Origin of the sequence: Pseudomonas sp. AM8 (assembly GCF_036346475.1) — a bacterium.
Classification (GTDB): Bacteria; Pseudomonadota; Gammaproteobacteria; order Pseudomonadales; family Pseudomonadaceae; genus Aquipseudomonas; species Aquipseudomonas marginalis.
Genome location: NZ_JAOTNX010000007.1, coordinates 110,394 through 124,968, shown reverse-complemented (window position 1 = coordinate 124,968; position 14,575 = coordinate 110,394). Strand labels below are relative to the sequence as shown.

At 60.4% G+C, this 14,575-nt stretch carries 14 protein-coding genes; 8 read left to right on the top strand and 6 right to left on the bottom strand.

The features are described 5' to 3' along the window. Positions 1 to 5: 5 nt before the first annotated feature. Positions 6 to 638, bottom strand: a complete 633-nt coding sequence (locus V3W40_RS18010; RefSeq protein ID WP_017526383.1) for a TetR family transcriptional regulator — start codon at positions 636 to 638, stop codon at positions 6 to 8. Positions 639 to 801: 163 nt separating this feature from the next. Next, positions 802 to 1,173 (bottom strand): hypothetical protein, encoded by a 372-nt coding sequence (locus tag V3W40_RS18005; RefSeq protein ID WP_065925601.1) that lies wholly within the window; start codon positions 1,171 to 1,173, stop codon positions 802 to 804. 358 nt (positions 1,174 to 1,531) lie between these two features. Between V3W40_RS18005 and V3W40_RS18000 the strand changes: the two genes are divergently transcribed. The 3 genes from V3W40_RS18000 to V3W40_RS17990 all read left to right on the top strand — a co-directional run bounded on the left by V3W40_RS18000 (position 1,532) and on the right by V3W40_RS17990 (position 5,110). Beyond that, complete coding sequence (locus tag V3W40_RS18000; RefSeq protein WP_330215442.1) at positions 1,532 to 3,601, top strand: AsmA family protein; 2,070 nt, start codon at positions 1,532 to 1,534, stop codon at positions 3,599 to 3,601. Between the two features lie 178 nt (positions 3,602 to 3,779). Next, positions 3,780 to 4,757 carry a hypothetical protein gene (locus V3W40_RS17995; RefSeq protein ID WP_330215441.1) on the top strand — a complete coding sequence of 326 codons (978 nt, stop codon included), beginning with the start codon at positions 3,780 to 3,782 and terminating at the stop codon, positions 4,755 to 4,757. Further along, a complete protein-coding gene (locus V3W40_RS17990) occupies positions 4,757 to 5,110 on the top strand; it encodes a hypothetical protein (protein ID WP_330215440.1) in 354 nt (117 codons plus the stop codon). Before V3W40_RS17995 ends, V3W40_RS17990 begins: the two co-directional genes overlap by 1 nt. A 65-nt stretch (positions 5,111 to 5,175) precedes the next feature. Here V3W40_RS17990 and V3W40_RS17985 read toward each other — a convergent pair whose 3' ends face one another. Next, complete coding sequence (locus tag V3W40_RS17985) at positions 5,176 to 5,706, bottom strand: ferritin-like domain-containing protein (RefSeq protein WP_027607715.1); 531 nt, start codon at positions 5,704 to 5,706, stop codon at positions 5,176 to 5,178. A 176-nt stretch (positions 5,707 to 5,882) separates the two neighbouring features. Between V3W40_RS17985 and V3W40_RS17980 the strand changes: the two genes are divergently transcribed. Beyond that, positions 5,883 to 6,773, top strand: coding sequence for an esterase/lipase family protein (locus V3W40_RS17980; protein WP_330215439.1), 891 nt, complete (start codon positions 5,883 to 5,885; stop codon positions 6,771 to 6,773). Here the strand turns inward: V3W40_RS17980 and V3W40_RS17975 are convergent. Beyond that, entirely contained in the window at positions 6,770 to 7,648 is an 879-nt protein-coding gene (locus V3W40_RS17975) for a DMT family transporter (protein ID WP_330215438.1), read from the bottom strand. The two genes, V3W40_RS17980 and V3W40_RS17975, sit on opposite strands and share 4 nt — an antisense overlap. A 97-nt stretch (positions 7,649 to 7,745) precedes the next feature. Here V3W40_RS17975 and V3W40_RS17970 point away from each other — a divergent pair, with 97 nt between their 5' ends. From V3W40_RS17970 to V3W40_RS17960, 3 genes are all read left to right on the top strand, one after another. Beyond that, the gene (locus tag V3W40_RS17970; protein ID WP_330215437.1) at positions 7,746 to 8,534 is read left to right on the top strand and encodes an AraC family transcriptional regulator; all 789 of its coding nucleotides are present in this window, start codon (positions 7,746 to 7,748) and stop codon (positions 8,532 to 8,534) included. Positions 8,535 to 8,605: 71 nt separating this feature from the next. After that, the gene (locus V3W40_RS17965) at positions 8,606 to 8,905 is read left to right on the top strand and encodes a PsiF family protein (protein WP_024073127.1); all 300 of its coding nucleotides are present in this window, start codon (positions 8,606 to 8,608) and stop codon (positions 8,903 to 8,905) included. Between the two features lie 176 nt (positions 8,906 to 9,081). Then, positions 9,082 to 10,095, top strand: a complete 1,014-nt coding sequence (locus V3W40_RS17960) for an AI-2E family transporter (RefSeq protein WP_065925593.1) — start codon at positions 9,082 to 9,084, stop codon at positions 10,093 to 10,095. Positions 10,096 to 10,337: 242 nt separating this feature from the next. On the opposite strand, the gene V3W40_RS17955 is transcribed toward V3W40_RS17960, so the two are convergent. Beyond that, a complete protein-coding gene (locus V3W40_RS17955; RefSeq protein WP_330215436.1) occupies positions 10,338 to 11,606 on the bottom strand; it encodes an Hsp70 family protein in 1,269 nt (422 codons plus the stop codon). A gap of 238 nt (positions 11,607 to 11,844) precedes the next feature. Here V3W40_RS17955 and V3W40_RS17950 point away from each other — a divergent pair, with 238 nt between their 5' ends. Next, positions 11,845 to 12,783, top strand: a complete 939-nt coding sequence (locus tag V3W40_RS17950; protein ID WP_065925591.1) for a DnaJ C-terminal domain-containing protein — start codon at positions 11,845 to 11,847, stop codon at positions 12,781 to 12,783. A gap of 46 nt (positions 12,784 to 12,829) precedes the next feature. Here the strand turns inward: V3W40_RS17950 and ureC are convergent, their stop codons facing one another. Next, entirely contained in the window at positions 12,830 to 14,530 is a 1,701-nt protein-coding gene (ureC, locus tag V3W40_RS17945; protein ID WP_330215435.1) for an urease subunit alpha, read from the bottom strand. Positions 14,531 to 14,575: the final 45 nt, after the last annotated feature.

The following is a 14,575-nucleotide window of genomic DNA, read 5'->3' as shown; positions in this document are numbered from 1 at the left end:
CCGGCTTACTCCGTACTGCCCAGGCCTTGCCAATGCTTGAGGCCGATAAAGATAAAGCGCAGTTGCTGGGTGATTTTCGCCTGGGGCGTGAGGTGGGCAGGCAAGGCCTGGGCCGGTGGGTCAATGATGTCGGGAAGGGTGGCGAACACGCTCTTGACGATCAGGTCGGCCATTACATGCAGGCCATCGGCGTCCAGGTGCTGCAACTTGGGCATCAGGGTCAGGTCGGCCGCCAGGTCGCGGGTGATGTCTTCACGCAGGGCACCGATGGCTTGGCGCACCGCCAGGCAACCGCCGTATTGCTCGCGGGCCAGGAACAGGAATTGCGAGCGGTTGGCCGAGACCACATCGAGAAAAATCCGCACTGAGGCATCGATAATGCCGCCCATCACGAATTCGTTGTGGCGCACCAGGCGAATGGTGGCGCGAAAGGTCTGGCCCACCTCACTCACCAATACAAGTCCAAGCTGGTCCATATCGGCAAAGTGGCGATAGAAGCCGGTGGGGACAATGCCTGCGGTCTTGGCCACTTCACGCAGGCTCAGGCTGCCAAACCCACGGCCACACTCCATCAGATGGCGGGCAGCGTCCATCAGGGCGAGGCGGGTCTGTTGCTTCTGTTCGGCACGGGGCAGCATGGGCGGGCGGGCTTTGTCGGCAAGTACAGCGACGCACTCTAGCAAAACAGCTTCATTGACGTCGAACTTGGCGGGGAATAGGTGGGGAGTGTTGCGTGACAGGCGCTACAAAAAGTCAAAAGCCCGGTCGGCAGATCGGGCTTTTTTCTGGGCCACCACAGGGTCAGCTCTGAGCTTGATGCAGTTCTTGCAGGCGATCAGCACCACCTTCGGCAACACCTTCGGTGTAGGCACGTTCGTTGGCTTGTTCCGCACCACCTTCAACCAGGCCTTTCTGTTCCAGGCGATCACGGCCACCTTCGGCAACACCTTCAGTGTAGGCACGCTTGTTGGCGTGTTCCGAACCGTTTTCAGCGACAGCACCTTTGGCGTAGTCACGGTTCTCGTCTTCTTGCGAACCGCTGCGGGCCAGGGTCTGGTTGAAGTGAACGGCGTCAGCCTTGGCTTGTGGGGTAACCTGTTCGGCGGCTGGCAGGGCAAAGGCGCTGGAAGCCAGGATGGATAACAGGACGGTAGCGAGTACTTGGCGTTTCATGATGGGTTGCTCCTTGGGAGGGCGATAAAGTGGGTACAGGGCTAATGCTACTCTCGATAAGTCGATATAAAAGTTCATAAACACAATGGTAATAATCAACAGAATTGATTGTTCGTCAGGGAGGCTCTAGATCGGGCCTCTCAAGCACGCGGTTTTGCACCGAGGTGGGTATTTTCGACACGAACGCGGGTAACAATGGTGCGCCGTGGATGATCGAATCTGTCGAAACGGTCAGGAAAGCAGGTTTTCAAGGGTAAATCGGAGATTGGGTTAAACCCACGAGCGGTTTGCCAGTCGTAGTTTTATAAGCTGTCCTACAGGTGTTGGTTCAGCCGGTCGTATTCAGGAGTCCTGTGCAATGACGCGCACTCGTAAAATCGTCATGTGGAGCTGCGCCAGCTTCGTTGTGTTAATCGCTGTGGTGGTACTGGTCCTGGTGTTCTTTGACTGGAACCGCATCAAACCGCCCCTCAATGCCAAAGTCTCCGAAGAACTGCATCGCCCGTTTGCCATCAACGGCAACCTGGCGGTGGTGTGGGCACGTGAGCCGGACGAAGGCGGCTGGCGCGCCTGGGTGCCGTGGCCCCATGTGATTGCCGAGGACCTGACCCTGGGCAATCCCGACTGGTCAAAAAAACCGCAGATGGTCACGCTGAAAAAGGTCGAGCTGCGTATTTCGCCGCTGGCGTTGCTGGTGCAGCGCGTGGTGATCCCCCGTATCGACCTCACCGAACCGAGTGCCGAGTTGCAGCGCCTGGCCGATGGCCGCGCCAACTGGACGTTCACGTTCGACCCCAAGGACCCCGACGCCGAACCTTCCAACTGGGTGGTGGACATCGGCGCCATTGGGTTCGACAAGGGCCACGTGACCCTCGACGACCAGACCCTCAAGACTCAGTTGGACGTGATCATCGACCCCCTGGGCAAGCCGATCCCGTTCGGCGAAATCGTCGGCGACGCCGATGCCAGGAAGGCCCTGGAAAAAGGCTCCGCGCCCCAGGACTATGCGTTCGCCCTCAAGGTCAAGGGCCAGTACCACGGCCAGAGGCTCGACGGCAGCGGCAAGATCGGCGGCCTGCTGGCCTTGCAGGACGCGGCCAAGCCGTTTCCGATGCAAGCCCAGGTCAAGATTGCCGATACCAGCATCGCATTGGCGGGCACCTTGACCGACCCGTTGAACCTCGGCGCCCTGGACCTTCGCCTGAAACTGTCCGGCAGCAGCCTGGGTAACCTCTACCCGCTGACCGGCGTCACCTTGCCGGATTCGCCGGCCTACTCCACTGACGGCCACTTGATCGCCAAGTTGCACGAGGCCAGCGGCGCGTCATTCAGCTACGAAAACTTCAACGGCAAGATCGGCAACAGCGATATTCACGGCAACCTCGCCTATGTCGCCAGCCAGCCACGTCCCAAGCTCAGCGGTGCGTTGGTGTCCAACCAATTGCTGATGAGCGACCTCGCCCCCCTGATCGGTGCCGACTCCAACGCCAAGCAAAAAGCGCGTGGCGGTGAGAGCAAACAGCCGGCGACCAAAGTGCTGCCGGTGGAAGAGTTCCGCACCGAGCGCTGGCGCGACATGGATGCCGATGTGGAATTCACCGGCAAACGCATCGTGCACAGTGCCGAATTGCCCTTCAACGACCTGTACACCCACCTGGTGCTCAACGACGGCGAACTGAGCCTGGAACCGCTGCGATTCGGCGTCGCCGGCGGCAAGCTGGATGCGCAGATCCGCTTGAATGGCCGCACCACACCGATGGAAGGCCGCGCCAAACTGACTGCACGCAACTTCAAGCTCAAGCAGTTGTTCCCGACCTTCGAACCGATGAAAACCAGCTTCGGTGAACTCAACGGCGATGCCGATCTTTCCGGGCGCGGTAACTCCGTTGCGGCGCTGCTGGGCAGCTCCAACGGTGACCTGAAGATGCTGATCAACGACGGCGCCATCAGCCGTGGCCTGATGGAAATTGCCGGGCTCAACGTCGGCAACTATGTGGTGGGGCGCCTGTTCGGCGACAAGGAAGTGAAGATCAACTGCGCGGCGGCGGATTTCGGGATCAAGACCGGTCTGGCAACCACGCGCTTGTTTGTGTTCGATACCGAGAACGCGATCATCTATATCGATGGCACCGCCAACATGGCCACCGAGCAGTTGGACTTGACCGTCACACCGGAGTCGAAGGGCTTCCGCCTGTTTTCCCTGCGTTCGCCGTTGTACGTCAATGGCCCGTTCATCAAGCCCAATGCGGGTGTAAAAGCCATTCCCCTGGCCCTGCGGGGCGCGGGCATGGTGGCACTGGGTGTGATCGCCGGCCCGGCAGCGGGTCTGTTGGCGCTGGTGGCACCGAGCGCCGATGCGCCGAACCAGTGTGCGCCGTTGTTGCAGCAGATGAAGGAAGGAAAGGCGCCGAAGACGGTTAAAGGCTGATCGTCGAAATTGTCAGAAAGGGCGACCCTCGGGTCGCCTTTTTTATCACGGCGCCGTAAGTATGATCCTAGTCTTGTGTAGCTCATTTCTGAAGCGCTAAAACCGCCCCTGATTCCCCTTACGCCTCCTGGGTTGCCTTCCTATAGTCGGCCGCCACAGTCACTTGGAGGTGTAATCCATGCAGGGAGCCTACGCATTTATCAATGAGCGACCGCAGCCTTATCCACTGCTCAAGCTCAGCCTTTCTCTTACCCCCCATACACAAACAAAGTTCGACATCGTCAACCAGCACATCCGCAATGTCGTGGTACTGCCAGGGCAGTTGGTGATCATTCCTGATGCGCGCACGGCGTCTTGCACCGCTGAAGAAGCGCAACTGATGCGCTCAGCGCAGAACATAAAACAGGCTTTGCTGGCGCATTCCGCAACCGATCAGTTTTTGATCAAAAACTACGATCTACTACAGATCATCATGACCAATGCTTCGATCGGTGTCGGGAGTGCCAGCAGTGCCTGGAGTAAGCATCTTGCGGCAGTCGAGAGGACACTCCACGAAATCGACGCTTTGCATAAGCAGTACTTGAGCAAGGGTACAACGGCCGCGAGGGATGAGTTTCTGGCAAAACGCAGGGTGTTGTTTGCAAAGCTGGAGGGGCAGCTCTCGGGTATGGCTCGTTTGGGTACGGGCTTGAAAAATGAAGGGTCGATCAAAAAAATGTTGGGCATTTCTACTAAAAGCTATTGGCATCACGGTGAAATTCGTAAGTACGAAGAGACAGTCAAGCGCATCGCCAAAGCATCACAGATGTTGAAAAAGGGTACTTATATCGGTATCGCACTGGATGTTGGAGCGACGGCCTTGGAAATAACGGAGGCATGTTCCACCGGGCGCGAGCAGGAATGTACTCGGGCGAAGTTTGTGGAGGGAGGGAAGCTGGTGTTAGGAGTTGGTGGCGCCGCTTACGGGGGGTACGCAGGAGTGGGACTTGGGGTTGCCGTATGTGCAGCAGTTTTTGCCATACCTACCGCCGGAGCGAGTGCGCTAGGCTGCGCCATAGTGGGCGGGGCCATTGGTGGCCTCGCCGTGGGTGCTTTAGGAAGCCACACGGGTGAGCAAATAGGAACCCGCCTTTATGAAGTTTCAGGGGGGGAATGATGCCAGAGTCCATCGGTATGTGGTCGGGTGTGTTGATGTTGCTGAGCGTTCCCTTAAATTTATATGTCATCTATACAAGGCTTGAAGAGGCTGAAGACTATCTCAAGTTCAGTTCATTCCTAGTGACGTTCAAATACAAGTTTGGATTCGGACCGTTTGGTGGGAAGTTGAAACGTCTCTTCGCTATTGCCCCTGTCATCCTTATGCCGAGGCTTTTTCAATGGAGATACCTCGTACTCGTTGAGGATGTGAAACGTATTCCAAGAAGTCTCAAGCTTTGGATTGTAGTTCCCTACCTGCTAACTATGTCTTCCTTCGCTGGAATGGCCCTGTCTTGGTTTCTGACTGGATAACGGTCATGGCAGAAAAAGTGGGGAGAGCCGGTTAACCAACTCTCCCCACCTTTTTGCGCCGCTATTTACAGGCTTTCGAGGATGTCGGCCATATCGTCCGCATGCTCTTCTTCCTGAGCCAGGATCTCTTCAAACAGACGGCGCGTGGTCGGATCTTTGTCACCGATGTACTGGATGATTTCGCGGTAGCTGTCCACCGCGATCCGCTCGGCCACCAGGTCTTCGTAGACCATTTCCTTCAAGCTGTTACCGGCCACGTATTGGGCATGGGAGTTCTTCGACAGCAGGTCCGGGTTGAACTCGGGCTCGCCGCCCAGCTGCACGATGCGTTCGGCGAGTTTGTCGGCGTGCTCGGCTTCCTGGGTGGCGTGTTCGAGGAATTCCTGCGCGGCGACGGCAGCTTTAACGCCGCTGGCCATGAAGTAGTGGCGCTTGTAGCGCAGCACACACACCAGTTCAGTGGCCAGGGAGCCGTTGAGCAGGCGGATGATCTCTTCGCGGTCGGCGTCATAGCCCTCGGTCACGGCACCGTTTTCGACGTTCTGGCGGGCGCGGCTGCGCAGGGTCGCAACGTCAGTCAAGTTTGCTTCAGTCATCTCAATCTCCTGGGGCTAATCCGGTTTTACGCCACGCTCTGTCGGCGTGATCGCTCCCAGTTGTGAGTCACGGGCGCAGCAAAAAGTTTTATTGGATTTGCCAGGCGTGTCATCAGCGCGTCGCCGGAATTGGGCTAGCCTGCCATCATCCTCTCTTGATCAAGGACGTTCGCTTCATGTCGCAGTCGTTAGCCACGCGTTATCCCTTGGTGCTGGTGCCCGGCATGCTCGGGTTCGTGCGCCTGGGGTTCTTCCCCTACTGGTATGGCATTGTCCCGGCACTGCGGGCGGGTGGGGCGCAGGTGTTTCCCATCCAGGTGGCGCCGCTGGACTCCAGCGAGGTGCGTGGCGAGCAGTTGCTGGCGCAGATCGAGCGGATTCGCCTTGAGACCGGCGCCGACAAGGTCAACCTGATCGGCCATAGCCAGGGCGCGCTGACCGCCCGTTATGCGGCGGCCAAGCGCCCGGAGTGGGTGGCGTCGGTGACGTCGGTGGCCGGGCCCAACCACGGTTCGGAACTGGCGGACCATATCCACGCCCATTATCCGGCCGACAGCGTGAAGGGCCGGCTGATGAGCGCGCTGTTTCATCTGGTTGCAACGGTGATGAGCCTGCTGGAAACCGGCTATCGCGGCCCGCGTTTCAAGGCGGACTTGCAGGCGTCCCACCATTCCCTGACCAGCGCAGGTGTGGCGCTGTTCAACCGCAAGTATCCCCAAGGGTTGCCGCACACCTGGGGCGGGCACGGGGCGGAGGTGGTCAATGGCGTGCGCTACTACTCATGGTCCGGCACCTTGCAACCGGGCAAGACCGATCGCGGACGCAACCTGCTGGACGGGACGAATCGCAGTTGCCGATTGTTTGCCCGCAGCTTCGTGCGCGAGAAGGGCCAGTGCGATGGTATGGTCGGGCGCTGCAGCTCGCACCTGGGGCGGGTGATCGGCGATGACTACGCCCTGGACCACTTCGATATCGTCAACCAATCCATGGGCCTGGTCGGCAAGGGCGCCGAGCCGATTCGGTTGTTCGTCGAGCATGCCCAGCGCCTGAAGGCGGCCGGGGTTTAAGCCTGGCGGCGCACCGGCGTGGTCCAGCGCTCCGACAAAATCACCCCGCCCAAGGTCAGCAAACCGCCCACCAGGTGATACAACGCCAATTCTTCCCTGAGCACCACGGCCGCAATCAATGCGGTAATCAACGGCAGCAGGTTGAAAAACAACGTGGTGCGGCTGGGGCCCAGGGTCTTCACCGAGTGCATCCACGCCAGTGGCGCCAGCATCGAAGCCAGCAAGCATGCATAGAGCACCAGCGGAATATTCGTCCAGCCCAGGCCGGCTTTTGCCGAGAACAGAAACAGCGGAAACAGCACCACCACCGCCACCAGCACCTGCAAATACAGGAACACCAGCGGCGGCAGGCGCAGTTGCCATTTTTTCAACAAGGTGCTGTAGATCGCGTAGGCCAGGGTCGCGACCAGCATCATCGCATCGCCCAGGTTCACGCCGTGCTGCAGCAACGCGCCGAGGCTGCCGGCCGACACCACCACCACTACCCCTGCGAATGACAGCACCGCACCCGTCAGTGCGCCAAAGGTCAGGCGCTGGCCCAGGCTGATGATGGCCGCCGTCAATGCCATCAACGGCATCAACGACAGGATGATGCCCATGTTGGTGGCGCTGGTCAGCGAGGCGGCGTAGTACGCCAGGCTCTGATACACCGCCATGCCCAGCACGCCGAGGATGCCGATCTTGCCCAGGTTCGGGCGAATCAGCGGCCAGTGGGTGATGACCGGCTTGAGCATGAACGGTGTAAACAGCAATGCAGCCAGTAACCAGCGGTAAAAGCCGATTTCAGCGGGGAAGATCGAACCCACGGCCAGTTTGTTGACCACGGTATTGCCGGCCCAGATAAAAATGGCCAGCAGGGGATACGCGTATTGCATCGAAAGAAACCACCTGTGTTGATGAGGCAGGATTATCCCTTGTCTGGATCGAAGCCTATACTGCGATCCAGACAAACGACCTCTGTATCCAGACAATATGGCCCGACACACCGTACGCCTCGCGGATTTTGGCCACCTGCCAAGCCCCGTGTACTTCCGTTACTCCGACTTTGCCCCCGACACTGAGTGCACCCCGCATCAGCATGTCTGGGGCTCGCTGGACTACTCCGCCAGTGGCGTGATGCGCATGGAAGTGGCCGGCAACCGCTTTATGTCGCCACCGCAGTACGCGGTGTGGATCCCACCCGATACCGAACACAGTTCCTACAACGCCGAGGCGATTGTCTACCGCTCGGTGGGCCTTTCGCCGCCGCTCTGCGAGCAATTGCCCCAGCAGCCCTGCACCCTGGCGATCAGCGACATCCTCAAGGCCATCCTCAGCGACTTCGCCCAGCGTGACGTCAACATCCCGCACTCCGACGCCGATATTCGCCTGGCCCAGGTGCTGGTCGATCAGCTCAGGCAGGCGCCGATCCACGAGGGTTTTTTGCCCTACGCCCGCCACCCCGGGCTGCTCGGCGTGTTGGAAGGCATGCAGGCCGACCCCGCTGACAACCGCCCCCTGGCGCACTGGGCCGAGCAGGTGCATGTCAGCGAGCGCACCCTGGCGCGACAATTTGTGCGCGAGCTGGGCATGAGCTTCGGCGAATGGCGCCAACGCTTGCGCTACCTTGCCGCCATCGAAGCCCTCGACAGCGAGCGCAGTGTGCAAAATGTGGCGTTTGACCTCGGCTACAGCAGCGCCTCGGCGTTTATCGCGATGTTCCAGCGCCAGGCCGGCTGCACCCCGGAGCAGTACCGGCGGACGAATATTCGCAGCCGATGAAGATGTAACAAGGTTTGGCTACACTGCTGGGTAGGCCGTGCCTCCCGGCACGGTAACAGGGAGAAAACTCCATGAAGATGCTGCGTATTCCGTTGTTGATGATGGGCCTGCTGCTGTGTTCCCAGGGCTTTGCCGCCACCGCCCAGCAAAACAAGATGACCACCTGCAATGCCGAAGCCACCACCAAGACGCTCAAAGGCGACGAGCGCAAGGCTTTCATGAAAACCTGCCTGTCGGCCCCGGCGGCCAATGATGCGAAGACGCTCACGCCGCAGCAGCAGAAGATGAAGGACTGCAATGCCGACGCCAAAACCAAGGCGCTGACCGGCGATGCGCGCAAGACCTTTATGAGCACTTGTCTGAAGAAATAATAGCCCCGGGCCATAGAAGGCTGCGACACTCGTACACAGCCCCCCTGTAGGAGCGAGCTTGCTCGCGAAGAACGCAATTACCCCGCGTTTATTCAGAATAAACGCGTTATCGTTGGCGACCTTCGCGAGCAAGCTCGCTCCTACACATCCTTTAACGCCGTTCGTTTTGAGGCTGTATGCCAACGTTTTCTCAGCGTCACGTGTTATTGCTGGCCAGCTACATCATCATTTTCGGCGGGTTGCTGCTGGTATTGCCGCTGAAGTTGCTGCCCAGCCTGCTGGCCGGCCTGTTGGTCTATGAACTGGTCAACATGCTCACCCCCCAACTGCAACGGTTGATCGAAGGGCGCCGCGCGCGCTGGTTGGCGGTGGCCTTGCTCGGCACCCTGATCGTCAGCGTGCTCGCCCTGATCTTCGCCGGCGCCATCAGCTTCCTGCTTCACGAAGCGGAAAACCCCGGCGCCTCCCTGGATAAATTCATGGGCGTGGTCGACCGCGCGCGTGGTCAACTGCCGCCGTTCCTTGATGCCTACCTGCCCGCCAGCGCGGCCGAGTTTCGCGTGGCTATCGGCGACTGGCTGAGCAAGCACCTGAGCGAACTGCAACTGGTCGGCAAAGACGCCGCCCACATGTTCGTCACCCTGCTGATCGGCATGGTGCTCGGCGCGATCATCGCCCTGCAGCGGGTGCCTGACCTGACCAAACGCAAGCCCCTGGCCGCCGCACTGTTCGACCGCCTGCACCTGCTGGTCCAGGCCTTTCGCAACATCGTCTTCGCGCAAATCAAGATCGCCGCGCTCAACACCGTCTTTACCGCAATCTTCCTGGCTGTGGTGCTGCCGTTGTGCGGCATTCACCTGCCGCTGACCAAGACCCTGATCGTGCTGACCTTCCTGCTCGGCCTGTTGCCGGTGATCGGCAACCTGATGTCCAACACCCTGATCACCATCGTCGCGCTGTCGCTGTCGATCTGGGTGGCGGTGGCGGCGCTGGGGTATCTGATCGTGATCCACAAGGTCGAGTACTTCCTCAACGCGCGCATCGTCGGCGGGCAGATCAGTGCAAAATCATGGGAATTGCTCCTGGCGATGCTGGTGTTTGAAGCGGCGTTTGGTTTGCCGGGGGTGGTGGCGGGGCCGATTTACTATGCGTATCTGAAGAGTGAGCTGAAGCTCGGCGGGATGGTTTAAGGCGTGTTTTGCCTGGGCGGGCCCTATCGGGGCATAAGTATCTACACAACTTCAGTAGGATAACGCGTAGCAGCTGTCGAGCCTAGGCGAGGCTGCGTTTGCGGCGCGTCTGACACACCGCCGACGCAGCCTCGCCTAGGCTCGACAGCTGCTACGCAGGGGGCTCGGCTCAAGATGTGTAGATACTTATGCCTATCGGGGGCTTGCCCCCGATGAAGTCACCACGGTATTTCAGGTGAAACTCAGCAGCCGTAGCGCTTACTCGCCTCAATTGCCAAACCACTGCCGATACTGCCGAAGATATTCCCCTCCACATGCCGCGCATTCGGCAGCATGGCCGAGATGCTGTGGCGCAGCGCCGGGATGCCGCTGGAACCGCCGGTAAAGAACACCGTGTCCACCTGGGCCACCGCCACCGAAGCATCGGTGAGCAACTGCGTCACGCTGTTGCGCACGCGCTCCAGCAAGCCATCGATGGCCGACTCGAACAGTGCGCGGCTCAGGTCCACGCTCAACCCCGGCTCAACGCGGTCCAGCAGCACGTGGCGGTTGTCTTCGTGGGTGAGCTGGATCTTGGTCTCTTCCACTTCCATGGCCAGCCAGTGCCCGGCGCGCTGTTCGATCAGCTTGAACAGGCGGTCGATGCCGCCGGTGTCTTCGATGTCATAGCGCATGCTGCCCAGGGCCAGCTGGGATTTCTGCGAGTACACCGAGTTGATGGTGTGCCAGGTCGCCAGGTTCATGTGGTGGCTGGTGGGCATGTAGGCGCCGCTTTTCATGCGGCTGCCGTAGCCGAACAGCGGCATGATGCCGGCCAGGGACAGTTGCTTGTCGAAGTCGGTCCCGCCGATGTGCACGCCGCCGGTGGCGAGGATGTCGTCCTGGCGGTTGTCGTTGTGGCGGCGCTCCGGGGACAGGCGCACCAGCGAGAAGTCGGACGTACCACCGCCGATGTCGACGATCAGTACCAGCTCTTCCTTCTCGATGGTGGACTCGTAGTCGAACGCGGCGGCAATCGGTTCGTACTGGAACGAAATGTCCTTGAAACCGATCTGGCGCGCTACGTCGACCAGGGTGTTTTCGGCCTCCTGGTCGGCCATCGGGTCGTCATCGACGAAAAACACCGGGCGGCCCAGCACCACTTCTTCGAACTCGCGGCCGGCGGTGGCTTCGGCGCGGCTCTTGAGTTGGCCGATAAACAGCGCCAGCAGGTCGGTGAACGGCATCGCCGTGCCCAAGACGCTGGTGTCGTGCTTGATCAACTTGGAACCCAGCAGGCTCTTGAGCGAGCGCATCAGCCGGCCTTCGTAGTTCTCCAGGTATTCGTGCAGGGCCAGGCGACCGTAGACCGGGCGGCGCTCCTCGAAGTTGAAGAACACCACCGACGGCAGGGTGATCTTGTCGTCCTCCAGCGCGATAAGCGTTTCCATGCCGGGGCGGATCCAGCCGACGGTGGAGTTGGACGTGCCGAAGTCGATACCGCAGGCACGGGCTGGGGATGGGTTTTTCATGTCTATCGGGTTCCGGTTGAAAAACGGCCGCGCAGTGTATGCCAGTCGAGGGCGGATGCGTAGGCCGACCATCCGTTAAATCGTGCTTGAAAGTTCGGCATTCGCCCCCACATCTGGTGCATACGGCAAGCGCCGATAACACTTTGACGCACCCCCAGGCCACAAGACTCAACAGGTGCAAACCAGCGCACGTTGTGCCCCGGGCTGTGCGATCTCGATTAAGGATGGTGAACCGCCGATGGATTTCAAAGACTACTACAAGATTCTGGGTGTCGAGCCGAGCGCCGATGACAAGGAAATCAAGGCTGCCTATCGCAAGCTCGCGCGCAAATACCACCCGGACGTGAGCAAGGAAAAAGACGCCGAAGCCAAGTTCAAGGACGCGTCCGAAGCCTATGAAGCGCTTAAAAGCGCCGACAAGCGCGCCGAATATGACGAGCTGCGCAAATACGGCCAGCATGGCCAACCGTTCCAGGGCCCGCCAGGTTGGCAGAGCCGTGGCGGGTTTGGCGGTGGCCAGGGCACCGAGGACTTTTCCGACTTCTTCAGCTCGATCTTTGGCGGGCGTGGCGACGCGTTCGGTGGCGGCCAGCGTCGTCCAACCGGGCGTAAAGGCCAGGACGTGGAGATGCAGCTGTCGGTGTTCCTCGAAGAGACACTGTCCACCGAGTCCAAGCAGATCAGCTTCCAGGTGCCGCAATACGACGCCTCGGGCCGGCATGTCAGCAACACCACCAAGAGCCTGAACGTGAAGATCCCCGCCGGTGTCGCCGACGGTGAGCGTATTCGCCTCAAAGGCCAGGGCGCACCGGGTGTTGGCGGCGGGGCCAACGGTGACCTGTACCTGATCGTCAAGTTTGCGCCGCACCCCAAGTTCGAAGTGGATGGCGAAAACCTGATCATCAACCTGCCGCTGGCACCATGGGAATTGGCGCTGGGCGCGGAAGTGGCCGTGCCGACCCTGACCGGCAAGATCAACCTCAAGGTGCCGGCCGGCAGCCAGAACGGCCAGCGCATGCGCGCCAAGGGCCATGGTTTGCTGAACAAGGCCGGGCAGCGCGGCTTCCTGTACGTGCAGCTCAAGGCGGTGATGCCACCGGCAGGCGATGACGGCGTGAAAGCGTTGTGGCAGGAGCTGGCCAAAAAAGCCGCGTTCAATCCGCGCGAGCAGTTCTAAGGGGATTTGTGGTGAGGGCACAAGCTCCCTCACCACAGGTTTCAAGTCAGAACAGGAAATACCGCTGCGCCATTGGCAACACATCCGCCGGTTCACACCACAGCAGCACCCCGTCGGCCTTGACCTGATAGGTCTGTGGGTCCACCTCGATGTCCGGCAGGTAATCGTTGTGGATCAGGTCGGTTTTCTGCAGATCGCGACAGCCCTTCACCACCCCAATCTGTTTCTTCAGGCCCAGGGCTTGCGGCAAGCCTGCGTCCAGCGCCGCCTGGCTGATAAACGTCAGGCTGGTGGCATGCAATGAGCTGCCGAAACTGGCGAACATCGGGCGGTAGTGCACCGGCTGCGGGGTGGGGATCGACGCATTGGCATCGCCCATCAGGCTGGAAGCAATCGCACCGCCCTTGAGGATCAGGGTCGGCTTGATGCCGAAGAACGCCGGGCGCCACAGCACCAGGTCAGCCCACTTGCCCACTTCGATGGAGCCGACGATATGGCTGATGCCATGGGTAATCGCCGGGTTGATGGTGTACTTGGCGATGTAGCGCTTGGCGCGGAAGTTGTCGTTGCCCGGGCCGTCACCGGGCAGGGCGCCGCGCTGTTTCTTCATCTTGTCGGCGGTCTGCCAGGTGCGCGTGATCACTTCACCGACGCGGCCCATGGCCTGGCTGTCGGAGCTGATCATCGAGAACGCGCCGAGGTCGTGCAGGATGTCTTCGGCGGCGATGGTCTCGCGGCGGATGCGGCTTTCGGCGAAGGCCACGTCTTCGGCAATGCTCGGGTCCAGGTGATGGCAGACCATCAGCATGTCCAGGTGCTCGTCGATGGTGTTGCGCGTGAACGGCCGCGTCGGGTTGGTGGAGCTGGGCAGCACGTTGGGAAAGCCGCAGGCCTTGATGATGTCCGGCGCGTGGCCGCCGCCGGCACCTTCGGTGTGGTAGGTGTGGATGGTGCGGCCCTTGAGCGCGGCCAGGGTGGTTTCGACAAAGCCGGATTCGTTGAGGGTGTCGCTGTGGATCGCCACCTGTACGTCGTACTGGTCGGCGACGCTCAGGCAGTTGTCGATGCTGGCGGGCGTGGTGCCCCAGTCTTCGTGCAGCTTCAAGCCGATGGCGCCGGCCTTGACCTGTTCGATCAACGGCTCGGGCAAGCTGGCGTTGCCCTTGCCGGTAAACCCGATGTTCATCGGGAACGAGTCGCTGGCCTGCAGCATGCGCGCCAGGTGCCAGGGCCCGGAGGTGCAGGTGGTGGCGTTGGTGCCGGTGGCCGGCCCGGTACCGCCGCCGATCATGGTGGTGACACCGCTGGTCAGCGCCTCTTCGATCTGCTGCGGACAGATGAAATGCACGTGGGAGTCGATGCCGCCGGCGGTGAGGATCATGCCTTCGCCGGCGATCACTTCGGTGCTGGCGCCGATGGCCATGGTCACGCCGGGCTGGATATCCGGGTTACCGGCCTTGCCGATCGCGTGGATGCGGCCGTTCTTCAAGCCGACGTCGGCCTTGACGATGCCCCAGTGGTCGATGATCAGCGCGTTGGTGATCAGGGTGTCGACGACTTCATGGGCGAGCAATTGGCTCTGGCCCTGGCCGTCGCGGATCACTTTGCCGCCGCCGAATTTCACTTCTTCGCCGTAGACGGTGAAGTCCTGCTCGACTTCGACGAACAGCTCGGTGTCGGCCAGGCGGACCTTGTCACCGACGGTGGGGCCGTACATGTCGGCGTAGGCTTGGCGGCTGATTTTCATGTGTGTGCCCTGAAATATTTGTGTTGAATGTGAAATCGCTATCGG